Annotated in this window: 17 protein-coding genes; 7 read left to right on the forward strand and 10 right to left on the reverse strand. The window is 57.0% G+C overall.

Annotation, left to right across the window (positions count from 1 at the left end; genetic code table 11):
* Positions 1-1,570, forward strand: a 1,570-nt coding sequence (locus tag OXT71_21685) for a hypothetical protein (GenBank protein MDE2929007.1), incomplete at its 5' end; no start/stop codon positions are given.
* Positions 1,571-1,607: 37 nt separating this feature from the next.
* On the opposite strand, the gene OXT71_21690 is transcribed toward OXT71_21685, so the two are convergent.
* The 4 genes from OXT71_21690 to OXT71_21705 form a co-directional block, all read right to left on the reverse strand.
* A complete protein-coding gene (locus OXT71_21690) occupies positions 1,608-3,113 on the reverse strand; it encodes a DUF1501 domain-containing protein (protein ID MDE2929008.1) in 1,506 nt (501 codons plus the stop codon).
* A gap of 13 nt (positions 3,114-3,126) precedes the next feature.
* A complete protein-coding gene (locus tag OXT71_21695) occupies positions 3,127-6,063 on the reverse strand; it encodes a DUF1553 domain-containing protein (GenBank protein MDE2929009.1) in 2,937 nt (978 codons plus the stop codon).
* A 71-nt stretch (positions 6,064-6,134) separates the two neighbouring features.
* Positions 6,135-6,767, reverse strand: coding sequence for a hypothetical protein (locus OXT71_21700; GenBank protein MDE2929010.1), 633 nt, complete (start codon positions 6,765-6,767; stop codon positions 6,135-6,137).
* A 1,454-nt stretch (positions 6,768-8,221) separates the two neighbouring features.
* On the reverse strand, positions 8,222-9,871 hold the full coding sequence (locus OXT71_21705) for a CRTAC1 family protein (GenBank protein ID MDE2929011.1): 1,650 nt from the start codon (positions 9,869-9,871) through the stop codon (positions 8,222-8,224).
* An 11-nt stretch (positions 9,872-9,882) separates the two neighbouring features.
* Between OXT71_21705 and OXT71_21710 the strand changes: the two genes are divergently transcribed.
* Entirely contained in the window at positions 9,883-10,026 is a 144-nt protein-coding gene (locus OXT71_21710; protein ID MDE2929012.1) for a hypothetical protein, read from the forward strand.
* Positions 10,027-10,125: 99 nt separating this feature from the next.
* Here the strand turns inward: OXT71_21710 and OXT71_21715 are convergent, their stop codons facing one another.
* The 5 genes from OXT71_21715 to OXT71_21735 form a co-directional block, all read right to left on the reverse strand.
* Positions 10,126-13,359 carry a TonB-dependent receptor gene (locus OXT71_21715; protein MDE2929013.1) on the reverse strand — a complete coding sequence of 1,078 codons (3,234 nt, stop codon included), beginning with the start codon at positions 13,357-13,359 and terminating at the stop codon, positions 10,126-10,128.
* The gene (locus OXT71_21720; protein ID MDE2929014.1) at positions 13,349-13,531 is read right to left on the reverse strand and encodes a hypothetical protein; all 183 of its coding nucleotides are present in this window, start codon (positions 13,529-13,531) and stop codon (positions 13,349-13,351) included. Before OXT71_21720 ends, OXT71_21715 begins: the two co-directional genes overlap by 11 nt.
* Before the next feature lie 35 nt (positions 13,532-13,566).
* Positions 13,567-15,087 carry a GWxTD domain-containing protein gene (locus OXT71_21725; GenBank protein ID MDE2929015.1) on the reverse strand — a complete coding sequence of 507 codons (1,521 nt, stop codon included), beginning with the start codon at positions 15,085-15,087 and terminating at the stop codon, positions 13,567-13,569.
* A gap of 323 nt (positions 15,088-15,410) precedes the next feature.
* Positions 15,411-17,114 (reverse strand): CRTAC1 family protein, encoded by a 1,704-nt coding sequence (locus tag OXT71_21730; GenBank protein MDE2929016.1) that lies wholly within the window; start codon positions 17,112-17,114, stop codon positions 15,411-15,413.
* 31 nt (positions 17,115-17,145) lie between these two features.
* A complete protein-coding gene (locus OXT71_21735; protein ID MDE2929017.1) occupies positions 17,146-18,624 on the reverse strand; it encodes a tetratricopeptide repeat protein in 1,479 nt (492 codons plus the stop codon).
* A 77-nt stretch (positions 18,625-18,701) separates the two neighbouring features.
* On the opposite strand from OXT71_21735, the gene OXT71_21740 reads away from it, so the two are divergent.
* Complete coding sequence (locus OXT71_21740; GenBank protein ID MDE2929018.1) at positions 18,702-20,453, forward strand: DUF4838 domain-containing protein; 1,752 nt, start codon at positions 18,702-18,704, stop codon at positions 20,451-20,453.
* Positions 20,454-21,138: 685 nt separating this feature from the next.
* On the opposite strand, the gene OXT71_21745 is transcribed toward OXT71_21740, so the two are convergent.
* A complete protein-coding gene (locus OXT71_21745; protein ID MDE2929019.1) occupies positions 21,139-22,110 on the reverse strand; it encodes a Gfo/Idh/MocA family oxidoreductase in 972 nt (323 codons plus the stop codon).
* 600 nt (positions 22,111-22,710) lie between these two features.
* Between OXT71_21745 and OXT71_21750 the strand changes: the two genes are divergently transcribed.
* The 4 genes from OXT71_21750 to OXT71_21765 form a co-directional block, all read left to right on the forward strand.
* Positions 22,711-23,226 carry a hypothetical protein gene (locus OXT71_21750; protein MDE2929020.1) on the forward strand — a complete coding sequence of 172 codons (516 nt, stop codon included), beginning with the start codon at positions 22,711-22,713 and terminating at the stop codon, positions 23,224-23,226.
* Between the two features lie 107 nt (positions 23,227-23,333).
* Positions 23,334-23,897 (forward strand): tyrosine-type recombinase/integrase, encoded by a 564-nt coding sequence (locus OXT71_21755; protein MDE2929021.1) that lies wholly within the window; start codon positions 23,334-23,336, stop codon positions 23,895-23,897.
* Between the two features lie 266 nt (positions 23,898-24,163).
* Positions 24,164-25,006, forward strand: coding sequence for a DUF4145 domain-containing protein (locus tag OXT71_21760; GenBank protein ID MDE2929022.1), 843 nt, complete (start codon positions 24,164-24,166; stop codon positions 25,004-25,006).
* An 893-nt stretch (positions 25,007-25,899) separates the two neighbouring features.
* A partial coding sequence (locus tag OXT71_21765) for a type I restriction endonuclease (GenBank protein MDE2929023.1) occupies positions 25,900-26,646 on the forward strand: 747 nt, incomplete at its 3' end.

A 26,646-nucleotide genomic window follows, 5' to 3' on the forward strand; every position in this document is an offset into this window, starting at 1 on the left:
GGAAAGAGTCTACATGAATGAAGCGGGGGTGTCAAGCATTAGATATAATTCCCTTTCAGAGCTACCTGAGAGATTCATCGTATTCCATCCACCCTCTCACGAGATGATCCCCTGGACCGGAATCGTCCTGGGCATATTCTCGGTGGGCGTCTGGTACAACTGCGCCAATCAATTCATGATCCAGCGTTGTCTGGGGGCCCGCAGCGAGTGGGATGCTCGGATGGGGATCGTGATGGCGGGGTTCAGCAAGGCCGTTCTTCCACTGATCGTCGTAGTTCCGGGCATCATAGCCTTCTACCTCTTTCAGGACCGGATCAGCGATGGGGACCAGTCGTGGCCCTTTCTCGTCCAACAATTCCTTCCGTCAGGCTTGGTTGGTCTTGTTCTTGCGGGACTCGCCAGCGCCATCCTCTCCACACTGAGCGCCATTACCAATTCCTCCTCGACGATATTCACGCTGGACCTTTACCGGGCGATTCTGCGCCCCGCAGCGGATGACCGGGAGCTGCACATGGTGGGACGAATCAGTGCGGCCGCAGCCATGCTGATTGGCGTGTTCGTGGCGACTGTTGCCGCCTCGGCAAAAGGTGTCACGGTTTTTGGATTGATCCAACAAATATTCTTCTATATCGCTCCGCCCATATCGGCGGTCTTTCTGGCGGGTATCCTGTGGCCAGGAGCCACATCTGCAGCTGCAACGATCACACTGGTCGCAGGCTTTACCATCCTTCTGCCCCTGGTGGCCTTTGTGATCTTTCCTGGTTTTGCCTTTCTGCAGCCCTACGACAATTTCATGCACCACACCTTCACGGTTTTTGTTCTTTCCGTGATTCTGCTCGTAGTCGTCTCTCTATTTACTAAACCGAAGTCGCGGCAGGAGTTGGAGGGCGTGATCTGGACCAAGAGCGCTTTTGGCATTCTGGCAGATGAAAAAAGCAGATACCGTGGAATCCGCAGTCTGCCGCTGTGGTGGGCGGTGATGGTTCTGATCATCGTAAGCCTCTACGGTTACACCAACTCCAGGGGAGCGCAGACGCAAGTGATGGAAGCGGAAGAGCTGGAGTACATCATCCCGGATTCAGCCACGGCAGGTCTCCAGGCCCGCCAGGAATTGGAGGACTTCAATCTGTGGACAGGCAGCGGTCAAGTACTGTTCACACCGGGCAGCCCGGGCGATGCAATAACGTTCCGGCTTCCAATTGACCGCGCCGGTGAGTATCGGATCGCTGCCATGGTGACACGAGGTCCTTCCTACGGCCGGTTCCGGGTTACTCTCGATGGCAAGGAGGCTCAGATCAGTTACCCGGTCTCCAGGCTGACGCCGCAGGGAGACATCGAGATCTCCCATACGAAGGACTCAGCTTTTGATTCCAGGCGAGTTGCAGGTGAAGAACCCTCTGCAGCCGACAGGTCGAGCATCGCCGGCGCCCATGTGGTGCAGCGGCTGTCGTTGGGTGAGTTCAGGTTGGAGGCAGGCCCTCATCTTGTCGTGTTCGAAGCGATCGATCTGCTGGAAGCAGGTTCGCAGATTGGTGTCGACCAGCTCATAATCACCCCGGAGGGGCATTAGCCAGCAACTGGTCCAGCAGGTCTCCGAGGTCAAATCGTCAGGCCATGATGGAATGAATCGGGTTTCCGTAATCGATTTTCAGCCGTTTCCGACCTGGAACCTCCAGCTTGTGGGGATCAAGACCCAACTGATGCAGTACGGAGGCATGAATGTCGGTAACATAGTGGCGATTTTCTACGGCGTGGAAACCCAACTCGTCAGTGGCGCCGTGCGTTATGCCGCCGTTGATTCCACCTCCGGCCAACCAGACCGAGAAACCGTAGGGATGGTGGTCCCGCCCCGGTTCTCCTCCTCCTTCCGCAGGCTGAGACCCGGGTGTTCTTCCAAACTCGGTAGCCCAAACCACCAGGGTCTCGTCCAACATTCCCCGCTGCTTGAGGTCCTTCAGCAACGCGGCCATAGGTCGGTCAACCTCGGCGCACCGCTTGCTGTGGCTGCTCTTCAGACTTTTGTGTGAATCCCAGGATCCAGCTCCTCCATTGCTTCCGTGATAGACCTGAACAAACCGCACTCCTCTTTCCACCAGGCGCCGAGCGGTCAGGCAAATCTCACCGAACGGCCGGGTGTTCTCCTGATCCAGCCCGTAGAGCCTGCGAGTGGCTTTGCTTTCCTCCTGGAAGCGAAAGACCTCCGGCACGGCAGTTTGCATTCGAAAGGCAAGCTCATACGACCGAATACGCGCTCGCATCGCCCGGTCCTCAGGGTACTCCACCCCAGCCAGACGGTTGAGCTCCGCAAGCAATTGAAACTCAGCTTCCTGCTCCTCCTTGTAGAGTTGGGTCTCGGGAGACGCAAAGGGCAGCGGATTCTCCGGATCGACTGCGAGTTGCACCCCGTTGTGTTCCGGCCCCAGATACCCGGCGCCATGGACGGCTATGCCTCCACAACAGGTGTCCACAGGCTCTCCCAAGGCGACAAACTGAGGCAAGTTTTCGTTCAACGAGCCGAGCCCGTAGTGAACCCAGGAGCCCACGGTTGGCAAGCTCCCCTCGAGGACATGTCGGCCGGTGTGAAACTGAAGTTGAGCCCCGTGATTGTTGTCGGTTGTCCAAACAGACCGGACGACAGCGATATCATCGATGCACCCGCCAAGATGCGGCCACCAATCGCTGACCTCAATCCCACTTTCACCGCGTTTTCTGTAACCGGTTTGCAGCGGAAAAATCGTCTGTCGAACCTTGTGTTGGCTTGCAGGTGCTCGAACGCCCTCCTCGACGTAGGGCGAGTCCAGGGTATCCTTGTAGGGCGTCTCAGCGATGCTCTTGCCCGCATATTTGTTGAGAGCGGGTTTCGGATCGAAACTCTCCATATGGCTCGTGCCGCCAACCATGAAGAGCCAGATCACGCTTTTCGCCTTGGGGGCAAAATGGGGCGTACCGTCAGGTCGTTGCCATGGTCCACCGACTTCGGCCCGCACGATTCCCTCCCGCTCGAGCATAGCCCCCAGGACGAGACCCGTGAAACCCATGCCACAGTCCGCCAGAAAGTTCCTTCGCCTGATGTTGCAACAGCCATCGTAGCTGTGCGGATTTCTTGCTTTCATATACATGGGGCTCTCATCGAATGGTAATGAACTCGTTGTGATTGAATAAAACGTGAATCAGATTCTCCCGGGCTCTCAAATGAGGCTCTGGCGCCGGAAGAATCGCTTTGGGCTCATCGGCAGCCTCGGCCCACAAGGGAGTCAGCTCTTCCGGTCGGCGCAACAATTCAGCCTGTCGCTGCAAAAAGTCCTCCGTTTTGGCCAGTTCCAGTGCGGACGGGGGCCGCCCCAAGACCGTTTCGAAGCCAGCCTTGACGAAATGCTCCGCAGACAATGGATTTCCATCGCCGGCCGAGGTGAGACGACGGGCCAGAAGCCGCGCCTGATCAAAGCTCACCTGGCTGTTGGCCATAGCCAGTGACTGGTGGGGGGTTATACTTTCCTTACGACGATAGCAATCGCCCGGATCAGCGGCGTCGAACAACTTGAGAAACTCAAGCTGCGCATCCGGTGCATGCTGAAAGTAGATGCTACGGCGCCGGGAGGTATTTCTTTCGCCGATATCAATCTCCGGTCCCCCCATTTTAGTGTCCAGATGGCCGGCGACGAGGAGTATGCTGTCACGAACGACCTCAGCTTCCATGCGGCGGGGATTCATGCGCCACAGGTAGCGATTTTCGGAATCAGCAGCGCGACTCAAGTGATTCTCCTCGTCGGTCCATGACTGCATGCGGTAAGTGTTGCTGGTGAGGATCAACCGGTGCATGGACTTCATGCTCCAACCGCTTTCCATGAGCTCCACGGCCAGCCAGTCCAGCAACTCAGGGTGACTCGGCGGCTCACCATTAGCACCAAAGTCGGTGACACTGGGCACCAGTGCACTACCGAAGTGGCGAAGCCAGATATGGTTGACGGCCACGCGGGCCGTCAGCGGGTTTTCCCGACTTGCAATCCATCTGGCCAGCGCCAACCTCCGACCCGTGCTCGTCTTCGGGTAAACCTCCCCGATCGGGCTGTAATCTGATCTGTCCTTCAAGGCATCGAGAGCGGCCTGCAGTTGCTTCCGCACCTCCTGCACTTTTTTCTTTGCATCCTTCCTTGCGTCTTGACTCCCAGACTCCTTGCTGCTTCTGGCCTCCGCCAATTGTTGGCGAGCTTGCAGCAAGTTCTCTTCCGCCGCGGCCAGATTCGCCTCTTGTTCCGCCTCCATGGCGGCCAGGGCCAGTGCTTCAGCCCTTTGGTCGGGAGCATTCCTGAATTTTGCCCTGTCGGCCGCAATACGGGCTTCCATGGCCGTCAGGTATGCACGTGCATGGGCCAGCATTTTCTCGGCCAATTCCAAAGCAGCTTGCGCTTGGGGCACTGTGAGGGCGGCCGTATCATCCTCTCCTTCTTCTGCCGAGGCCTCGCCCGATTCACTCTCATCTGCACCAGAAGGAGTCGTGAAGGAAGTCCTGCCGTCTTCGAGAAGACTCATACGGGCCCGTGCGCTTGCGGCGCCCAGCTCCTGGCCGGCCTTCAGAAGGTCTCTCTCCGCCTTCTCGATCTTTGTTTTCGCTTGAGCAATCAAATCCCTATGCACGTAATCCCGGATATCAGGGTAATAGGCATCCAGCGGCAAGTGGACCGGCTGGATGTCGAACTTCAAATCCCCGAAAACCTCGGGTATATCGGGTGAAAGGACGTTTGCCTTATCCGGATTTGTCTCATCACCCCGAATCAAAAGGTAGGTCGGGGCGCCAGGATCAGACTCGAACGCCCGTGGAAGACCGTCCCTTCCAAGGTCCGGCTCACCCGATACCCTGTCGGTCCGCACGCCGTGGGGCTCGAAAAACGCCCAGAAGCGGTAATAATCTTCCTGTGAAATCGGATCGTATTTATGGTCATGGCAGCGAGCGCAATTGAGGGTGACTCCCAAAAAGGCCGCAGCCGTATGGTCCACGGTGTCCTGAAGCCAGACGTGTCGATTGCGCCTCCAGTTTCGTGCCAGGAATCCCGTGGCGCGCACTGTTTCGGAATCCGTGGGCGCGATTTCATCTCCTGCCAACATCTCGACGATCATCCGATCGTAGCTCTTGTCGTCGTTGAGTGATTCGATGATCCAGTCGCGCCATCGCCAGATGTGTCTCCTGCTGTATCGGACATCGTTGGTTTTACGCCAACCGTACCAATCGCTGTAACGCCAGACATCCATCCAATGACGACCCCAACGTTCTCCGTAATGAGGACTGGCCAGGAGCCGATCAACAACCGTCTCATAGGCGTCTGCCGATGAATCGGCCAAAAAGGATTCAACCTCCTCTCGAGTCGGGAGAAGACCAATCAGGTCCATGTAGATACGCCGCACCAATACGCGTTTGTCTGCGGGGGGCAACGGCTTCAGCCCGAGCTTCTCGTGACCAACCGCTATGAATGCGTCTATGGGATTGAGAACCCAGTCCTGCCTGTCGACCCGAGGAACCGGCGGCCGGACCGGAGGCTGAAAGGACCAGTGATCGCTTCGCACCGGCTTTTCGGGGAGAGCCTCAGCAACCAGCGGTTTATCGTAGAAAACCCCGGAATCAATCCATTTGGCAATATTTGCGACGGCCTCCTTACTGAGCTTCTCACCCCCCAAGGGCATGTGAGGTTTCTCACCGTGAGACACCAATTTGTATAGGAGGCTCGCGTTTGAATTCCCGGGAACGACGTCGGGTCCCCGGTCACCTCCCCTCAGCAGGCGGTCTCGCGTGGAGAGATCAAGTCCGGAGGATTTTTCCGAACCGCCACCATGGCATCCCAGACAATGGGTCTTGAGGATCGGACGAATTTGAGTGGTAAAGAAAATCGCATCATCTTCCGGCGAAGCCGTTTGCTCCCTTGCATCCAGAGTTTTGCCCAACAGGATGGCAACGAAACCCAACAACGTAAGGTATACCACTCGCTTCCACTGTCCAGACCGGGATCCAACAAAGATGCCGGTTTCAGGATCTTCACGATTAGTGTCCATTGTGATGTTCCGGTTGCTCATGATTCCATCGGCCACAGAAGCAGACTGTCGACGCCGTGTTCTCCTATTCGCCTCGTATCCCTCGCCACCTGTCACTGGGCGCCGATTCGAACAAGATTCGTTCCCGCGAAGTCCTCGGTGACGAACAAGTAGTCTCGCTCCCGGACGGTCTTGGCGACCGCAGTGACCGCCCGGCCATCGATCTGCACAGTCTGCCCTTTCTTTTTCGAAGGGATCATCAGACTCAGTCCCTGGACCTTCCGGGGGGCGTCAAGGAAAAATTCATAGCCGCTTTCATTCTCGCGGAACCCGCGGATTCTGACTTGACTGCGGGCCCGCACGAAATCATGCCACTGGTCGCCACTCACAATGGGAACTCCCAATTCTTTGGCGATCTCGATGCAGCCAAGCGTCCAGGCCTTGTTGGAATTGACGGAATCGGGGATTGGGAACAGGTAGAACGGCGGATGAAAGTTGATCGCAACCGCGGTATGAAAGCGAGCGATGCTGTTGTTGAGCAGCTCGCGGAATCTGGTCAGGGCTTCCTCGGTGCTCCAGTTGGAGGAATAGAACATTTGAGAAATGATGACATCGTCCTCGTACTGCGTAAGCTGCTGATAAATATCGGCAATCTTGCCGAACCGGTTCACAAAACGCATCGGCAAGCCACTTCCGGTCATGTACCCGTCGTAAACGGGAATGAAATTGACGTAGGTGAAGTCCATTCCGACACCAACTTCGGCCAATAGGCGAGCCTGCGTGACCCAACCCATCCAGCGCAAGTTGTGCATCCGGGTGGTATGAACGGGAAGTCCGTAGACCTCTCGGAACTCCCGGACGTCTCTCTGCAATATCGACCGCATTTGCGCCTGGTTCGGAAACAGAACGTCGGAGCCGCCCTCGAAATGAACCCCAAATGAGATCTGATTCGGTTCCCACGATTGATGGAAGAGGTGGACTGACGGGGCTCCACCTTCACCGAAGGGACGGGTCAAGTAGATGGTCAACGGGACACCGAGTGCCACAATGTCTTTTCGAACTGCTTCCATGTCACTTGCAGTTCCAAATTCGTGGTCACTCGTCAGGATGAAGACAGCATCGGCGCCGGCCGGAAAGTACCAGAGCCTCGGCAACGTTTGCGGCTCCGTCAAACTCCGGAGAATTCCGGTCAAGAAATGCATTTGCTGGTCTGCCTGGGGGATCATCACCTTGGCCGAATCGATCCAATGGTCTTTACCGCTCAAAAACATGTCGTTGGGCCGGAGCCCCCCGACCGCATCATTTTCCTGGTCGGCCCACGCCGGATTGCCTTGGCGGGTCAGGGCGATGCTCCAGGGAAGATCGTAGGCGAAGACGACGAACCGTCCTTGGCCGAGATCGCCTTCGAGAATCGCAACATCCTGGGACGGCCGTTCTTGCCCGAACCAAGCCAACGGGCGGATTCCGGGAGCAGTGTAAAGGCGACTGGAGCCGTGGATCTGAAGGCTCTCGGAAACCAATCCAAGTGCCTCGGACCGGCTTGATTCAAATTGGAAATATGCGTGGTCGGCATCCAACTCCGGTCCGGCTTCGAGGCCCAGTCTTTTGCCGAGGTTCGGCTGGGGTAGAAACGAAACGAGGTGGCCTCCGGACTTCACGTAGGATTCGATCCGATCCAGTTGGTCGTCCGTGTAGGATCCCGAAGGGAGGATCGCGACACGATATTTTCCAAGATCGCCGGGCGCCAACTCAGCCAGACGCTTGAGGTCGTGTTCGACGAGACCTTCAGCAAGCAGGATCTCTGCGATATAGGCGCTGAAGTCCCGTACTCCTTCGTTTTGTTGAACGATCAGAATTCGCGGCGACTGACTGTGGACGGGATGAATCAGAACCAGTAACAACCCCGAAGTCAGCAACGTCTTGAATGGGTTGCAAGCGATGAATCGTCTTTTCCAGCTATGCATGGTGGACCTGCCTTTTCTGCTTCCAAGAAAAAGGAGGGGCGATTTCCAATCGCCCAATCTTTGTCGCCAATTTGTCAGTCAGGAGTTCGGCGATTGGAAATCGCCGCTCCAGTTCGGCGGTTAGGAAACCGCCGCTCCTTTCCTTTTTCTGCCGGGCGTCCGCCGGCCCGAGCCGGTGGGGAAGCTCCTGAGTCGATGGGACATTAGGGGACATCGGTTGCTGAGATTCCAGCGATCTAATTCGGTTCCTCGACGGTCAATATTTGATCTGCTTTCAGATTTCGCAGTGTCTGGACAACTCCGGTTGGCCACCGGATGAAGAGTGCATCGATTCTGTCCTTTTGGCCCAGACCGAAATACAGGCGACGATCGCTGCCGGAGAGGTAACTGTCTCCGCTGGCGACCTCTTGAACTTGGTTTCGGTGGTGATCTGACTTCAACCAGGCCCGGGCGCCGATGGCATCGCGATTGCTCCGGGATCCGACCAGTTGCAGCAGGAGCCAGTGTCGATCGCCGTTTGCCTGATTGTAGAGCAGATTGGGACGCCCATCCAGATTTGAGACGACGATGTCCAGTGCGCCATCGTTATTCAGGTCGCCGACCGCCGACCCGCGGCCGACCCGTTTTGGTTGGGCCAGAATATGAGACTCGTTGGAAAAAGTGCCGTCTCCCAGGTTCCGGTAGAAAAGGTCTTCCTGCGGATAGGTCAGGTCCGTCTCTCGCTCGACTTCGGGATAGAGATGACCGTTAACGACCGAGAGATCTCTCCACCCGTCGCCATCGTAATCCAGGAATGCGCTGCCCCAGCCCATGTAGGAAAAACTGTCGGTGAGTTTGGCGCGGGCAGTGACGTCGATGAAGAATCCATTTCCCAGATTCTTATAGAGCGTGTTGGTGTCTTGCGCGAAGTTGGTCACGAAGAGGTCGAGATGGTCATCGCCGTCGTAATCCCCAAAGGCCACGCCCATCCCGGCTTGCTCCAACCCGTCTCCGCTCAGAGCCACACCGGTTAGCAATCCCACTTCCGAGAAGGTTCCGTCCCCTTGATTTTGAAAGAGGAAATTCGGGTTCGAATCATTGGCAACGTAAATGTCCAAATCCCCGTCGTCGTCATAATCGAGAGAGACGACTCCCAGGCCGTAGTAGCCCGGGTCCTCGATCCGGCTGGACCGTGTGGCCTCGGCGAATGAACCGTCGCCCAGATTCTGGAAGAGAACGTCTTCGTCGCCCGGCAGCCCCTGTGGCCCGCACATGACTTTCAGGCCCATGTATGAGCAGAAACGATTCTCATCCGGGTTCGGAGGCGGCAGGCTCAGGTCAAGCTTCACGTAGGCCGCAACGTAGAGATCGAGCAGGCCGTCGCGATCATAGTCGCCCCAGGAACAACCCGTGCTCCAGCCGCGGTGAGCCGTCCCGGATTTTTCGCTGATGTCCGCGAAAGTCTCGTTGCCGAGGTTTTCGTAGAAGACGTTGGGACCCAGATTGGTCACGTAGAGGTCCTGATCCCCGTCGTTGTCGAAGTCGGCAGCCGCACACCCCATCCCCCAACCCGGATCACCGACCCCGGTCTTCGCCGTCACATCCTTGAAATGACCATTCCGCAGATTCTTGAAGAGGTAATTCCGGAGACGCGCGGGGTCTGTTTTTTGAGATTGACCGGGAACGGTGGAACCATTGACGACATAGACATCGAGCCAGCCATCGTTGTTGTAGTCAAACAGGCAGACCCCTCCGGTCATGCCCTCCACCAGGTATTGCTTGTGGTCGGGATCGCCGGCGCGAATCTGGGCGTGAAGACCATGTCGGGCGGCCGTGTCCCGGAAAACCGCCGGCTGCCCGTTACCGGAGGCCTGGGCGCGGCCATTGCTGGGAGCGAGCAGAATCAACAGGAGGTTCCATGACAGTCGACGGATGGCGGAACGCCGCCGCCGCGTCAGAGCATCAGGCCGGCTACGAGGTGTCGACAAGGACTTACCGGACCGGAGAGCTTCTCTCGCAGAGAAAAAGAGTCGAATCGATCGAAACCGCCTGCCAAAGGTGATGCTTCACGCCAATCCCGGTCTTGCTTTAGCAGGCGGTTCCCGATACCGCAGTCACATCCCAACGGCGTCCTACAAATGTAAATCCGGTAGCCCGTCGGTCAGAACCTGAACTTCAGAGCAAACTGAATCTGCCGTCCTGTTCCGGCGCCCCGGATGGTTCCCACGGTGCCCGAAGCCAGATTACTGACCGGATTGGCGAAATTCGGACGATTCAACAAGTTAAAGAACTCTCCTCGCAACTGCAGGCTGCTGGTTTCGGTCACCGTAAAGTTCTTCATCAATCCGAAATCAACATTGGCAAATCCGGGTCCCACGAGAGTGTTTCGCCCCAAGGTTCCAAACGTCAATACGGGATTGGGTTCGAACGCGTCCGGATTGAAATACCTCCGTATGAGCTGCCCCCGGTCGCGTCCGGTATCCAGTTTCGCATTTCCAAACTGATTGGGCCGGTCCTGGCCGAGCGCCGTCCGGGAGTTGTCCAGACCTGTCACCACCGTGAAAGGACTTCCACTCTGCATGCTGACCAAGCCCGTAAACTGCCAGCCGCCCAGCGTATTCCTGATGATGACCGAATCATGCCGGGCGAGCCAGCCCGGACTCCAGACCCACGAAGCGGAGAAGATCTGGCGCCGGTCAAACAACGCCGGTCCCCGGTCCAGTCCGGGGTTGTCCGAATCCTGATGGACGCCACGATTTTGGTACCCCGTACGGGTTGTATCGATCCATTTGCTCCAAGTGTAGTTCACATTGAGCAGGTAGTTGTTGGTAAACCGTTTGCTCAACACCATCTGCAGTGCGTTGTAGTTGGAAGACGCACCGTCTTCGAAGCGCCGAATGGTGCCTATGCCGGCCGGGTTGTAACGGCGGCGCTGCTGGCGGTTCCCCAACGTGCATTCCTCAGGGTTGCGGGATGGACAACTTGCGGGATTCCTTTCCACGGTGTCGGCCAGTTTACGCACCGTATTTCCTACAAACGCAACCTCAAGAAGATAGTCTCCCGGCAATTGCTGCTGCACGGCAAGACTGTAATGCTGAATGTAAGGGTTTCGGATTTCCGGTTCGATCGCCCAAGCCGAGATCGGTTTAGAAAAGATCACGACTCCGGTTTCCGGACAAAATGTCGATATTGTTCCCGGGCAAGCACTGGGCAAGGGATTCTCTCGAAAGGGATTGGAAAACTCGCTCAAGAGGTCCGATGTCAGCGAGAAGATGGGAAGAAACGGCTGGTTCAGCGCCGAAAACTGAGAGTAGCCATTGGTGCTGAACTGGTAAAAGACACCCCACCCGGCACGGACGCTCGTCTTTCCGGTTCCGAACACGTCCCAGGCCAAGCCCAAGCGGGGGGCGAAGTTGTTCTTGTCGGCCAAATAGGTCGCTCCCGAAATACCCGGATCGTTTCCATACGCCATCCCCTCGGGGGCTGTGGGGAAAAGCGTGGACTGGTATCCCGGTATCCAGGTCGCAATTCTATCGTCCTGTTCCCGAACGGGATCGTCGTACTGATATCTCAATCCCAGATTGAGAGTGACGTTGCTCGAAACCTGGTAGTCGTCCTGAACGAAGAAGTTCAGGAACCAGGAACGGTGATCTTCCCGCTCCAGGAGCAAGAGGAGGTTGCTGACGTGGCCGAGCATGAAGTCGCCCAACGTATTGCCGGTGAGCTCCCCATTGAAGGTGAACAGTCCCTGGTCGAAATTGGGACGACCCACCATGTGAAGCTTCTCAAAGGAGAACCCGAACCGAACGGTGTGATCTCCCTCAGTGACATGGACCGTATCCTGCGCCTGCCACGTGTTGTCGAGTCTCACGTGGTTCCCGAGAAAACTCGAGGAGAGACTGAAACGACCCACGACATTAATGTTGGGAGGGAACGGAATTTCAGTGTTGACGCCCTGGATTCCGTAGTCAGCCGGCCCCCGCTCATTCGAGTGAAGTTGGGACTCGTCCCGGCGCCCGTATGAAATCTGAGCCTCATTGATCACCCGGGGACTGAATGTGTGGGTGTTTTGCAACGTGGCGTTGTGAACGGAATAGGGCGTCGTCTTGGTGGTCCAGGGAATATTCCCGTCGTTGCGGAAGAAGTCCGATTTGTCTCTCCAGAACCGTCCCGTCAGTCGATTATTCTCGGTGAACTGATGATCCACACGTATCAGATACTGATCGCCGTTGGATCCCGCGCTCGTATTCAACGCGAACCCGCCACCCGGAGCGTTGGCATTCGGAAGTTCCGAAATCACATTCAGTGCGGCCGGGTCCAGCCTACTTGAAGGAATGACGTCCCCCGGGAATCGTTCGCCCGTCACTGGATCGATGGGAGGATTGGAGGAAGCGGAGAAATCTCCCTGCCGCTCGAGGGCGCTGGGAGGAATGGCGCCTGACATCACCCGCGACTGGCGGATGCGGGTTCCCTGGTAGCCAAAGAAGAAGTGGGTCTTGTCCTTAATGACCGGTCCACCCACGGTTCCGCCAAACTGGTTGTACACCAGGAAGGGAGACGAAGGAGCAAAGAAGGAACGGGCGTTCAATCCGCCATTGCGATGGAACTCGAAAGCGCTCCCATGAAATTGGTTGGTTCCCGACTTGGTAACAACGCTGAAACTGGCCACCGAACCGCGGCCTTTCGAGGCATCGTAACTGTTGGTTTCCGCTCGAAACTCCTTGACCATGTCCGGCGGCGGCATGGGCAGCCCTCTGGCTCGTTGGACATTGTTGAATTGAGCTCCATCGAGTTGGAAAGAGTTCATCTGCCCGTTTCCGCCACTGATGTTCACCGTGATGTCCCGCGTGCCCTGTTCCGGCATCCGAATGAGTGCTGCGCCCGGAATCAAGGTGATCAATGCCAAGGGGTCTCGACCCCTCAGTGGCAGTTCGTCGACTCTCTTCTCGTCCATGAGTCGACTGATGGACGCGCTTCTGGTCTCCACCTGTATGGCCGTCGAGGCTACGGTGACCTCCTCCGCGACTTCGCCGATCCTCAAGACCAGATCGACCCGCGAGTTCTCCTCGACCGTAAGATGAATTCCTCCCATCACGAGTTTCTTGAACCCGCTCAATTCGGCTTCCACCCGGTAGTCTCCCAAGGGCAGGAGGGTGATCCTGTAAAGTCCCTCATCGTTGGAAAGGGACGACCGTTGGAAGCCGGTTCCCTCGTTGACGGCGACGACTTCCACGCCGGGAATCACGCCCCCGGTTTCGTCCTGGACCCTGCCCAGAATCGTCGCGGTCTGTTGCGCCTGCACGGATACCGTCACGGCCATCAGCAACAAAAGCCCCAAAACGATCCGAAGGCCGGGTGGGTCTGACCTCATGGTCCATACAGTTCTACTTGCCATTGTGAAAAGACTCCTTAGGCAGGGGGTGGATCCCCATGGGCAACACGCCTGTAGTTTCCACCTCGTAGAGGATGACTCGGTGTTGGAGTTCGCACTCCAAAACATGGTTGGAAAAAGTATCGACCAGGATGACCGCTCGGGTCAAGAGGAAATCGCGACGCAGCGGTCCCATTCCCGCGCTCCCGACAATCCGGCGCCGGAACCGGTTCAGGGCGTCCGGGCGAGGTCGGTCTCCAGGCTGGAGAGTTCGAATGTCGTCGAACAGGCTGCCGAGCGGTCCAGGACCGCGTCGGAAATGGTGATTTCGAGCCGGTACTCGCCGGGTCCCAGGTCTTCCAGTTGCAGCGCGTTGGCAACAATGACCCGGTCTCGAAGGCGGAATGTCGAGCCCTTCACACGCCCGGTCATGGCTTGCGACTTGCCGGCGCGGCGCCGGACCTGGTAGTCGATTTTCAGATCCGGTTCGCCGGTCGACCCGTCCACCCCGAAGTTGTACACCTCGAAATAGACAATGAGTGGCTCACCGGAACGGTAACGCCGATCGACTCGAGGGACGACCTTGAAGTGTCCCATCACAAACGGTTCCGCAACGAGCTCGGGATCTGCCGCGGATTCGACGCGTCGAGCCAGAAAGACTGCGCTGGTGAGGAGCCGTTGTGAGTTCGGCCGGCCGAGGGAGACGCGTTGCCTCGCCATGCCCATCTGCTCGTTGTTGGCGTCTCGTACGACCAGTTCCACCTTGTACAGGCCTGGCCCCAGACTGATCTTCTTTTGATACATCGAATGTTGCCGGGCCAGATCGTCGAGGTTCGGCAGATAGGTCGAGACGGTGTCGTCGAATTCGTAGACAATCCGTCCCTGCAGGGAAGTCACGGCACCATAAATATCGATCGTTGCCTTGTGAGCGCCTGAGTGTTCCTTGAATTGCAGATAGCGATCCTGGATCCTCACCGTAATCGGAACCAGCATCTCCTTCTCGGTCAACCGGATGTGGTGAATGGCCGACTCGACCGGAATGTGATCAAAGTAAACTTGTGAAGTCACGACCCGCTGAAGGTCTTTGAACTTGATTTCGGCAGGCCGGCTCAACTGAAAGATCCGTTGCATTCTCTGAAACGGCAGATCCTGCATCCGGAGAGTGCCGTACATGGGCTGTATCGGATCCGCGACAATCTGGTTACGTATCCGATCGCCTCGATCCATGGTTCCGGCGAGCTCAGCCAGTGTCATCCCGCCGACGCCGCCCACATGCATGAGGGCGTCCTTTTCGTCCGGATTTCGCGCCAGCCGAAATTCTCCCGTCATGGTCGGATCCACAAACTCGATCTCGACCTCACCGCCGATTCCCTCGATGTAGTCGTAGCGCCAGACCTCAAATGGAAAAGCCGCGGTAAAACCGCCTCCTTCCCAGGGCTCTCTTCGATAGTGGCCTCCTTGGTGGGTCTTCTTGCTGGTGGGAGGCCCGTGCATGATGTAGATTCTTCCCCGGTCCGTCAGCCAGCCCGCAACTCCTGATTTGAAATTCTCGTTTGCATAAGCGAATCGCCGAAAATGCTCTTCCCGGTACTCGTTGATGGCCGTTCTGAGGTCCGGATCACGACGCCTCCAGAACTGCTCAATGAAACTTTCACGTTCGTCATCCGTGCGCAGTTTCTGGAAGGATTTCTTCTCCTCGTCGGTAATGATGTACTTGACGTCCTGCTCGATCCATTTCTTGTAATAGTCCACAGGCTCCTCAGACTGTTGAGCCCATGGAAAAAGCGATGAAACACCAAAGATGACGCTAAAGATGCCGATCGTCAGAAGAGACGACTTCGCCGGTTGATTCATGCTCATCGTGGTCCAATAACCCCTACTCGGCAATTCCCTTTGTAAGGAAGGGCGATTTCCAATCGCCCAGTCTTCGTCGCCATGTTTGTCACACCGGAATTCGGCGGTTAGGAAACCGCCGCTCCCCATGAGGAAGGGCGATTTCCAATCGCCCGGTTTTTTGTCGCCAGTTTGTCATACTGGAGTTCGGCGGTTAGGAAACCGCCGCTCCTTTCCGTTTTCTACCGGGTGTCCGCCGGGCCGGGCCGGTGGGGGAGCTTCTGACTTGAAGATCCCTCTTCAACCACGACGACCTGATTGGCTTGGATCTTCTCCAGCCGGTCCACCACACCGCTGGGCCACGAAATCTCAATCAGGTCGGCAACCTGGTTCCCATCCAGGCCGAAATGCATCCGCATGTCATGGGCCGAAAGATACGATCCGCCTCCCGTCATCTGGTCGAACCGGGTTTGCTCACCGGCCACGACTCGAACTCTGGACCCGACCCCATTCCGGTTGCTGGACCGCCCCACCAAGTGGAGCGAAATCCAATTCCCATGGGGCGTGCTCTGATTCACCAGAAGCTCCGGAGAGTCATCGATGTTGGTCACGACCAGGTCGACGTCTCCGTCGTTGTCGAAATCGCCGAATGCCGTACCACGGCTGACTCTGCTGCTCCGCAGGGCCGGACCTGCATCCTTTGAAACATCGTAAAAGCGTCCGCCCCGGTTTTCCAGTAGCTGGTTGGGTTGGGAATAGGAGATGTTGTTCCGATAGCTGGAAATGTCGTCCAGTACATGGCCGTTGGCGACGAACAGGTCCAAGTCTCCATCGTTGTCGTAGTCAAAGAAACCGGTTCCGAATCCGAGCAGCCGGATGCTGGCTTTGGCGACACCTTGGACCCAACGATCGTCACTGAAGATCTCTTGCCCCAGGTTCCGATAGAGGCCATTGGTCTCCATGTCGTAATTCGTGACGACGATATCGAGAAGCCCGTCGCCGTCGAAGTCGCCGAAATCCGTGCCCATCCCGGCTTCGGCCTCGCCCGCGGAGTTGTAGCCGGTCAAGGAAAAATAGCTGATATCCGTGTAGGTCAGGTCCCCATTGTTCTTGAAGAGGAAATTCCGCGTCTTGTCGTTTGCCACATAGATATCCATCCAGCCGTCCGCATCGATATCCGCCATCACCACGCCCAACCCTTTTCCTTCAGGATTCGCGATTCCGCTCCGCTCGCTGATATCGGCAAAAGTCCCATCCCCCCGGTTCCGATAGAGCCGGTCGGCCACTCCCGCGAAAGCGTCGGGGTCGCAATAGCTGCGCCGGGCCGGTGCATCGGTTCCACACACCGGATGGGTCTCATATTTGAGATCCAGGTAGTTGGTGACGTAGAGATCCAAATAACCGTCATTGTCAAGATCGAAGAACCCCGCACTCTGGCCCCAGAACGGATCGTCGACTCCCGCCCGCCGGGAAACGTCGGAAAAGGTCCCGTTGCCGAGATTGCGATACAAGACGTTGGGACCATAGTGAGCGACAAAGAGATCGGGCCAACCGTCGTTGTCGATGTCACCCACCGCTACGCCCGTTCCGTACCTGCCATACCCTCCCACGCCGCTTTCTCTCGTGACATCCGAGAATCGTCCATTACCAAGATTGCGGTAAAGGGCGTGCCTCGTTGTCCGAGTCCCTTCGCCGCCGGGTTTCCCCGCCCCATTGACCAAGTAGATGTCAAGCCATCCGTCCTGGTCATAGTCGATCAGGGCGACCCCGGAACCCATGGTCTCGACCAGGTACTTCTGCGGCGAAGCCCCGCTGAAATGCCGGAAGGTGATCCCGGCCGAGATGGTTCGGACTTCAAAATAGGCGGCGGACATGCGAGGCGGCTGGGACTGACTGTGAAGTGGCGCCAGCAACAACGAAAAGAACGGAAGGACGAAACGAATCATCGGGGTCGGGCTCTTGGTTGGAACGACGGAGTCATTTCCTGACCACAGGATTTTTCTTTTCCCTTCGCGCGCTTTGCAGACGCTCGAAAATTTCGAATCCATTGCGTGCCTCTTCGATTCGACCGAGCTTCAACAGGGCCGTAGCGTGTACGAATCTCGGTTCCGGGTTGCCGCGGTCGAGACTCATGGCCTGTTCCATCAACGGAAGAGCTTTTTCCGGATCGCCATTCTGAATGTGACCATGGCTGAGTTCGAGGAGAGCCGCCGGTTCAGGCCGTTCCTTGACAACCTGGCTCAAAAGCTCGATCGATTTACGAAACGCTCCTTCTTTTCGCAGAATCGACGCCAAATGAAATGCAGCCTGAGCCCACAAGTCCCGATTGGCGGCCGATTCCGCATCGGTAGCCAATTCAAGAGATCGTTCGAACAGGGGCTTGGCCTCATCGAATCTTCCGTCCAACTTGAGCCCTGTCCCCAGATTCAAGTAGGAGCCGGGATGATCAGGGAAACGCCTGACCAATCGCCGGGCGTGGTCAACGGCGGCTCGGGCGTCCCCCTTGAGGTGATAGGCCTCGACCAGCTCGAACGAATATTCAGGATTGTTGGGAGCCAACTCCGCTGCCTTGCGGAGGAATTGAAGGCTCTCCTCATGACGTCCCTGCTCAAGCAAAAGCTGACCCAAAAGAAAAGAGCCTTGAGCATGAATTGGGTTGAGGGCCAGGACCGACCTTAAAATCTCCTCGGCTCTTGGCCGCTCGCCCATCTTCAGAAGTGCAATGCCCAGTGCCATTCGAGTTTTTACGGAATTTGGATTGAGGGCCGACGCCCGGTCAAGCGCCCGAACCGCCTCTTCCGAACGGCCGAGTTGAAAGAGAGTCACCCCAAGCCCGTGACTCGCCGAATAGGAATCGGCTTGGATCACCTCCGGCAGCCTCAGCAAATGTTCCGCCCTTTCCCAATATCCCTTTGACATCAACAGACTGGCGAGAGAGAGAAGGGCCCGGCCATTTCCCGGATGGTTCGACTGGATCTCACCCGCGATTTGAAGGCCGTCTTCGCCGCGTCCAGTCTCCAGGTAGGATCTACTCAGGTAGAAGAGGGCCTCCGGATCCTCCTTGATCCGCTGCAGGACGGGTTCCAGAAGAGCGATGCACGGCGCGAACTTGCGCTGTTTGCCACGGAGAATCCCCAGCCGAAGGCGCGGCAGCAGGATGGATTCGTCCGACTCGATGGCGCGCCCGTAGGCGCTTTCCGCCGGCGCAATCCGGCCAAGCGATTCCAAAGCGTATCCCTGCAGGGCATGAGCCATGGCCAGGCGAGGGTCCCGGTCAAGGACCTCCTGAGCCGCCGCAACGGCCAGTTGATGCCGGCCGCTATCGATCAGCTCGATGATCCTTTCGACCTCTTGCCCAGAAGATTGACCTGAGGCCGTGACGACGACGGCCAAATGCGCAAGCAAGATTGGAACGGGCAGCCAGTGCCGCCGCTTGACCAGGAGACGATGTTTCACCACTATGAATTCAATAGTTCAATTCGATAGCCACTCTTTCACGGCTAGCCGTTTCGATCGGGGGACAGGTCAATTCCATGAAGTACTACGCCGCGTTGACTCTGTTGGTTCTTGTCACAACCACCTGCAGGATCGCCACGGGTCCATCGTCGGCGCCTGACTTGATCTTAGCGCAAGGCGGCGTATCGGAGTTGAAGATCGTCGTTTCACCCGCTGCCGAAGCGCCCGCACGGTTCGCCGCCGAGGAGCTCCAGCGCTACCTGTCCCGGATCTCGTCCCTGGAAATGCCCATCACGACCGGTCCGGAACGGGGCCCGTCCATTCGAGTTGGCCTCGATGACGAGGGGAGAGTCCACGACTCTCTCCGGGGCCGGCCTGAGGACTCTTTTCTGGTTCGGGTCGACGAAGGAACACTTCATCTGGGCGGGAACACTCCGCGAGGCACGCTCTACGCAGTCTACTATTTCCTGGAGAGGTATCTGGATTGCGGCTGGATCAAGCCCGGTGAAGACGTCGTCCCGAAACGGGATTCCATTGTATTGGCGGGGGATACCCGGGATATCCAGAGCCCGGATTTCAGTCACCGGAGCGTCAACCTCTATCCCTTTATCGCGGACCGGAATCTTCGCAACGTCGATTGGGCCGCCAAGAACCGTCTCAACTGGATTCACGCCTGCGCCAACAGTTCCCGACTTTGGGAGGATCTCAACAGCCGCACCGAGCTGGTGCCCGAAATTGAGAAACGGGGACTGTTGATCAACTATGGCGGCCACACCTTCCACAAGTGGGTCCCGCCCGCCCGATACTTCAGCGACCACCCGGAGTACTTCAGCTTGCTGGATGGGAAGCGGGACAGCCGGCAGCTCTGCGTCTCGAATGAGGAGGTTGCGGAAGTCGCAGCCCAAAATATCAATTCATTCCTGGATCAGAACCCTGAAATAGACATGGTCGACGTGTGGCTGAGCGATGTCATTGAGTGGTGCGAGTGCGGGCCATGCGAGGAGATGGAAGGGGGCAAGAGGATCAGCGTTTTCGACCTTCGTGGATCTGTCGAGAGTCGTTCCGACTCGAACATCATGTTTATCAACCGAATCGCAGAAGGAGTTGCCGCCCGGCACCCCGAAGTGCTGGTCCAGACGCTGGCCTATTTCATGCTCATGGACGCGCCCCTAAGAGTCACCCCGGCCCCCAATGTCATGGTCGGTTTTGCGCCGATCATGAGGCAACCATCGCAGAAAGTGATTAACCGAACCGGTTACTGGTACGCGATTTACGATCCTCGTCACGAGGTCAACCGTTCCCGGCTGCGGGAGATCAGGAAATGGCTCGAGATCATCGATCCAAAGCGTTTCTTTACCTACGAGTACTACTCCCATTTCAGCACGGCCTTGGCCATGATCAAGCAGGAAACGACCGCTGAGAACCTGGAAGCCAAGCTCATCGATCCAAGCCAAAGGACGTTTCACGTTTACTCGGATACGGTCGCCAAGGACATCTGGTACTACACCCAGATCGGAATGGAAGGACTCGGCTCGGAGGAATGGGACTGGAACGAGATCAATATGTACCTCTACCCCAGGCTGCTGTGGGATCCAGGGCGGTCCTCGGTCTCTCTATTGGAGGAGTACTGCAACCGCGCCTACGGCCAAGCGGCTGAGCCAATGACCCTGCACTGGCTGATTCTGCAGGAATCACGGGAGAATTATCCTGCCGAAAAGAGTCGTTGCCTGGCGTTGCTGGATCAAGCGGAGCAACTGACGCAGGACGGTGACGTGCTGCGGCGCATTGGCGAACTCCGCGAGATTTGGAGCCACATTCCGAGCGGGTGATCAGTACTACTGCCGAATGAGCCCTCCGGCGAGGAGAGATTCCGGTGATCATTCACTTGACGCAATCCGGGGGCGTCCAGTCCCTTCGACAGGGTCCACAGGGAGGGAACTGACGTGGTGCTGAACCTCCGTATCGAAATATGGGTGAACAACGTTGACGAGCCCTGGACATGCCACTACCGGTTTTGGCGGCATGGACGCGAGATAATGGCAGAAGAGGTCGAGTCCCCGCGCAACGTCGGGAAAGCGTAACCTGTGCCTTCGCCCATTGGAAGGAGGTTCCTTGAAAAAGTCTCAGTTTGTCGGATTTTTATTAACACTCTTCTTTGGACCTTTCGGGTTGCTCTATTCGAGTGTTCCGATGGCACTGACACTGATCATTATCGGATTCCTGATTGGATTGATGACCGCAGGATTGGGGGCCATCGTTATTTGGCCCATCTCAATCTTGGTCGGGTTCTTCACTGTGTCTCGGTGGAACGAAAAAGTGTCTCGGCGGATGGATTATTGAGACTACGCGGCGGCCGTCTCCGTCTTTGCCTTCCCGTGGACCAGTTCCTTGTAGGTTAGGGTGTCGGCATGGACGATCTTTCGCATGGCATCCCGGAAGATGTAGGGGTTGTCCCGGTTGTTGAACCTCCACGCCAGTTCTTCCAGGTAGCGGTCCAGGCGCTTCCGGTTGATGTTAGCTGCTGAACATCCGGTAAGCCTGTTCGATGATCCTCTGACTGCGAAGGGCCAGTTCCGGACGGGGATCCGGTTCACGTCCCTCCTGCACGGCGCGGACGAACTCGCTCAGAGCCCCACGCATGCCGACAAGGGCACGTTCGGCGATGGTTGCCTGGCTCGAAAAGGAAACGTTTTCTTTCTCCTCGTCGGTGCCACGCAACTTCCATCCATTCCAGGGCTGGACCACAAGAGTGCCCTTCTCGCCGAAAATCCGTAGTTCTCCTTCGATTCCGGGACCACCCGGACGCCAGGACAGGGCAATATGAACGGGAGCGCCATTCTCGAGGCGCAGGAAAAAGGCTGCCGTATCTTCCACATTTCCCATACCTTGCGAATATCCGAAACAGGCGGACTCCAAACTGAGATTCTGGCCGGTCAACCAGCTCACGTGGTCGAGCAGATGCACACCGCTGGTCAGGCCCACGCCGCCTCCGGCCTCTGCCCGCTTGAACATCCATGACGGCAGCGAACCGAACAACCCGACGTTTTCAAGCAAAAGGTCATCGACGGCCAGCACGTTTCCGATCAGTCCCTTGGAGATCAACTCCCGGGCTTCCACGACCGGAGGCATGAAACGATGGGTCATTTCGACCATCAGGACCAGGGAGTTCCGCTTGGCCAACTCACAAAGCTGCTCGCCGGCTTCAACCGTGAGGGCTAAAGGCTTTTCTACCAGCACATGTTTGTCTGCCTTCAGGGCAGCGGATGCAATCGGTTGGTGGGCCGAATGGGGTAGGCAGACGGTGACGGCGTCGATGGTGGGGTCGTCGAGCAGAGCTCGATAGTCGTCAAATGATTTGACGGTGCACTCCGACCGTCTCTCAGGACTGGTCTCCGCGACACCTGCCAGGGAGGCGGAATCGATCTGTTCCAAGGCCCGGGCGTGTTGCTTGCCCGTATAGCCGTATCCGATGATGCCGAGCCTCATGATTCACGACCTCCAACAGTCCGTGGAAGAAGTCCCGCGAGCGCCGAGACCGGGGGTGCCCGCCGGACAAGGCGCTCTGAGGGAGCATACCGGGAGTAGGTGACCGATGAGCAACGGAGTCCGCCGGGATGTCTTGTGAGACGGCCATAGCATCCAGATATGTCCAGTAATGTACATTCGTATCTCTTTTCCATTGACTTGTCACGAGATCTCACGTCCGTCGTTGTCCGATACTTCGCACTGAAAGTTCCCCCATTTTTTTAAAAATTCGACCAATTCCATTTGTCGAATCTTCTTACTCTCCTGTTTTCAATCAGTTGAGGTGATCCGGCCTGATATTTTGGGGGAACTCCTGTCCGAAATCCGCCTTGCTCTCATTCGGTGTTCCAGCTAAAATGGCTCTGGGGCGTCCCTTTCGACTTGTCCCCACGCCTTTCAAGAGAAGAGGTTGCTATTGTCCAAGAAGCCAATAGTCAATACTGGAGACACTGTACCTCCTCCACCTCCCAAGCCCAAGAAATGAACGACGAGGATTATTATGGCTAGAAAACCAGTGATTAAGACGGGAGATTCTGTACCTCCACCTCCCAAGCCCAAAACGTGAACGACGACGCGCACCACATTCTCCTATTTGGTGTCCGACGTTCGATCCGCTACCACAGGAGGCGACGCGGCTTTTTCGAGCGTACAGACCAGACCATCAACGTTTGCGTGCTTCTGCTGAGCTTCGCCTCTGCCGCTTCCGCTGGACAGAATTTAATTCTCGCAACGTTCACTCTGGGCGCTTCTATAGCCGTACTGACAATCCTTCAAATCGCATGTAGGTTCTCAGCCAAAATCTCAGTCCACTCATCGCTAGAGCGTGCCTTCAGCAAACTGGAGCAGGAGCTGGTGGAGAATGAAGACGACGAAACCGTCCTGCGCGTGAACGAGAAGAGGCTTTTGCTTGATGCGGACGAACCTCCTGTCAAACGGTATGTGGATGTTATGTGCCACAACGAATTGGTGCGCGCGTTGGGCTACGCAGACGAGCATCGCTGGAATCTCAAGTGGTGGCAGAAGGTCATTGCTCCCTTCTCCGATTTTGGCTTTGACGAGTTTCGTAAGCAAGCGTAGTCGTCTCGCACTTCGGTGCCAGCAGAGCTTCAACAACATTTTCTTACCCCACTACGGTCCGGGGGGTCTACCACCAGGTCCTCGATCGCGAGACGCCGGAGATCAGCCTGTCGCAGGCCCGGCGCCTCTTTGCCGCCACCGAACTCGACTCCCCCATGGGGCTTCGCCACCGGGCCATGCTCGCCGATCTCATCACCAACGGGTGCCGGATCGGGGCACTATGCCGGCTGCGGACCGGCGATCTACGCACCCACGAGGAGGGCCGGCTCTTTCGGTTCCGCGAGAAAAACGGCAGAGAACGCGAGATCCCCGTGCGCAACGATCTGGAAGAGTGGATCGAGGCATACATGGGCGGGGCCGGGATCGCCGAAGACCCCACCACAGCGCCGCTGTGGCGCAGCGCGCTCCGAGGCGGGTCCGTCACTCTCCGGCGCGTCATCGAAGGCGCCGTCCGGACAATATTCAAGCACCGCCTCGCCGCAGACGGTATTCCCGACAACCTGACGCCTAATTACTTCCGCTTCATGATCGTCACGGCCGTACTCTCCCAAAACGTCCCGGTCGAAGAGGTCCAGCACTTAGTCGGGTGCTACCCCCCCTCCACCATCCAGCTCTCCGACCGTTGGCGCCGGCGCGTCACCCGCAGCATTGTCGAGTGCATCCCCTTCTAGACGGCCGCATTCACCAACGTGCCCCATGCGGTCATGGAGGCGGCGTTGTCGCACCTTGTCCAGAACAAGGCGGTAGCGGCCTATGCCCGTTCGGATCTGTTCGAGCGCAAGCGGCAGTTGATGGAGTACTAGGCGGCGTTCCTCAGCGGGGAAAGCGGGCAGTAATCCCTCTTCGGTGTCGCCCTGTTTCGGTGTGGGACGATCTTTGAAGGCACAGGTATTTTACGGTCGGTATAGTATCCGTGGGTTCGGTTATCCTGGATGTTATGAAGGACGTTACTCCATCGGTTCGAAAGTTGGCCTTCACCTGTCCGCACTGCCATGTGTTTGCACATCAGTATTGGTACTCACTCCGGGCCAAAAGGCTAAAGGGCGGGAAGCTTCCGCTTGACCGCGCGAAAATAGATTCTGATCGCACTCAGGGCGAGGATCCTTATGAGCAAGGCACTCGCTTGAGCCACTTTCATGAGGATCCTACTCAAAAAAACAGTCGCTTGAGCCACGCGGATCTGGACCGTTTGCTGGACGCGGGAACTCCATTGCTCTGGCGCGCGTCAGCAGCAACGCCCTCTTTTTATCCTGACTTGCACAATGTATTCCTGTCGAAGTGCTCCCATTGCGAGCAGTTGGCCATCTGGATTTACGACCAGTTGGCACATCCGCGAACCGGTGGGGCTCCGCCTGCTCATTCTGATCTCCCCGACGACATACGCCGAGACTACGACGAGGCGAGTAGCATCCTCGACCTATCGCCTAGGGGAGCAGCTGCATTGGTTCGGCTCTCTATTGAAAAACTCTGCAGACAACTTTCCGAGGAACTCGGTCAGCCTGGAAACAATCTCAACGCCAACATCGCTATGCTGGTAAAAAATGGGCTAGACCCACGTATTCAGAAAGCTCTCGATGCCGTCCGCATATATGGTAACAACGCAGTTCATCCAGGCGTGATCGATCTGCGGGCTGACCGGGAAACCGCTGAGAAGCTGTTCAAATTATTAAACTTGATCGTGGAGAGGATGATCTCCATTCCCAAGCACATCGACGAAGTCTACGAGGCGCTCCCGGAGAAACAACGTAAATCGATTGAAAAACGCGACTCTAAAAAGTGATTCCCGTGAAAAAAGTTTTTGGCCCTTCCACCACAGTCGCAACGGCGGGCGCTCTACTGCCTTCTTCTGCCCCTTGTTTCGTGGCCGATTCACGGCCCTTGGGAGTAACGGTACCCCCCCGGGCATCCTCCCCTTTTTCCCGAGAACGCCCGGAAGTTTCATTTAACGGGCGTTCTCCAGAGTATCGCCGTCTCCAGCCATTCTCGACAGATCATCATTTGAGGTATAGTTATTTGTGAGATGCAAGCTTCAACTGCTCTCTTTCCGATGCCCGTGCTTGGGTGGAAGCTTTTGTGTTTCCGGAGACCCTATCGGTGACGTACTTCGCCTACCTTGATGAATTCGGACATATTGACCCCTACCTCAGCAGTCGAGACCGGAGATACAAGGACAGCTCAGTGTTCGGCTTGGCGGGCTTCGTCCTCGCTTCCGAAGTCGTGCGTGGGTTCGGAACTTGGTTCTTCCCGCGCAAGTGCGAGCTTCTTGAATTTGAGATCAGACGGTCGGGTAAACATCCGGCCCTATGGGAAAAGAAGGGAGCGAGCCTCTACGCTGTCACGAACGTGACGCGGTACGCAGAACTCAGGAGGATCACCAACCGGTTGGTCAACAAGATCGAAGCGCTCGGCGGATTCGTCTTCTTTTTCGGGCTCAAGAAGACGCGTAGCCGAGGGCGCACAATTCGAACCGGCTCTACGCACCGGTATTTCTTGACGCGATCACGAGGATTGACGGATTCTGCGAAAAGGCAGAATGATGGGTCAAGCCATCCACAACAAGATTGTCGCCTTCATCCGCGGCATCGAAGCCAACCTCGGGTCGTGTTCGCATATAACACCGAACCGTCGGGCGCTTTAACCAGACGCCAAAAAAAGTGAGTCCCCGCGATGGCGATGATCACACCCGAAAGCGATCTTGAAGCGTCCCTTGTCACGAAGTTACGGGATCTCAAATACGAATATCGCCCCGACATCCGAGATCGAGCAACGCTGGAAGCAAACTTCAGGGAAAAGTTCGAATCCCTGAATCGTGTCAGACTCACCGACGGTGAGTTCCAGCGACTACTCGATGAGATCATCACACCCGACGTTTACGAAGCCGCACGCTCTCTCCGGAACCGGGAAGCGTTCACCCGTGCCGACGGCACGCCGCTCAATTACACCCTCGTTAACATCAAGGACTGGTGTAAAAACCACTTCGAAGTCGTCAATCAGCTCCGCATCAATACGGACAACAGCCATCACCGCTACGACGTCATGCTGCTCATCAACGGCGTCCCCGTCGTTCAGATCGAACTAAAGACGCTCGGGATCAGCCCCCGGCGGGCGATGGAGCAGATCGTCGACTACAAGAACGACCCCGGTAACGGATACACCAGGACGCTTCTCTGCTACGTCCAGCTCTTCATCGTCAGCAACCGCACCGACACGTGGTACTTCGCCAACAACAATGGGCGGCACTTCGCCTTCGACGCGGACGAGCGGTTCCTTCCGATCTACCAGTGCGCGGCCGAGGACAACACGAAGATCACCCACCTGGACGACTTCGCCGATCGATTCCTCGCCAAGTGCACGCTTGGCCAGACGATCAGCAAGTACATGGTCCTCATCGCGAGCGAGCAGAAGCTCCTGATGATGCGC

It is taken from the genome of Acidobacteriota bacterium, assembly GCA_028874215.1.
In the GTDB taxonomy this organism is placed as follows: Bacteria; Acidobacteriota; UBA6911; order RPQK01; family JAJDTT01; genus JAJDTT01.

Coding starts and splice junctions, on each gene's coding strand:
- OXT71_21710 (MDE2929012.1), top strand. CDS start 9,883: ATGACAGTCGACGGATGGCGGAACGCCGCCGCCGCGTCAGAGCATCAG.
- OXT71_21700 (MDE2929010.1), bottom strand. CDS start 6,767: ATGGACTTCACCTACGTCAATTTCATTCCCGTTTACGACGGGTACATG.
- OXT71_21695 (MDE2929009.1), bottom strand. CDS start 6,063: ATGAGCAACCGGAACATCACAATGGACACTAATCGTGAAGATCCTGAA.
- OXT71_21715 (MDE2929013.1), bottom strand. CDS start 13,359: ATGGCAAGTAGAACTGTATGGACCATGAGGTCAGACCCACCCGGCCTT.
- OXT71_21730 (MDE2929016.1), bottom strand. CDS start 17,114: ATGATTCGTTTCGTCCTTCCGTTCTTTTCGTTGTTGCTGGCGCCACTT.
- OXT71_21760 (MDE2929022.1), top strand. CDS start 24,164: ATGAAGGACGTTACTCCATCGGTTCGAAAGTTGGCCTTCACCTGTCCG.
- OXT71_21690 (MDE2929008.1), bottom strand. CDS start 3,113: ATGAAAGCAAGAAATCCGCACAGCTACGATGGCTGTTGCAACATCAGG.
- OXT71_21720 (MDE2929014.1), bottom strand. CDS start 13,531: ATGGGACCGCTGCGTCGCGATTTCCTCTTGACCCGAGCGGTCATCCTG.
- OXT71_21745 (MDE2929019.1), bottom strand. CDS start 22,110: ATGAGGCTCGGCATCATCGGATACGGCTATACGGGCAAGCAACACGCC.
- OXT71_21740 (MDE2929018.1), top strand. CDS start 18,702: ATGAAGTACTACGCCGCGTTGACTCTGTTGGTTCTTGTCACAACCACC.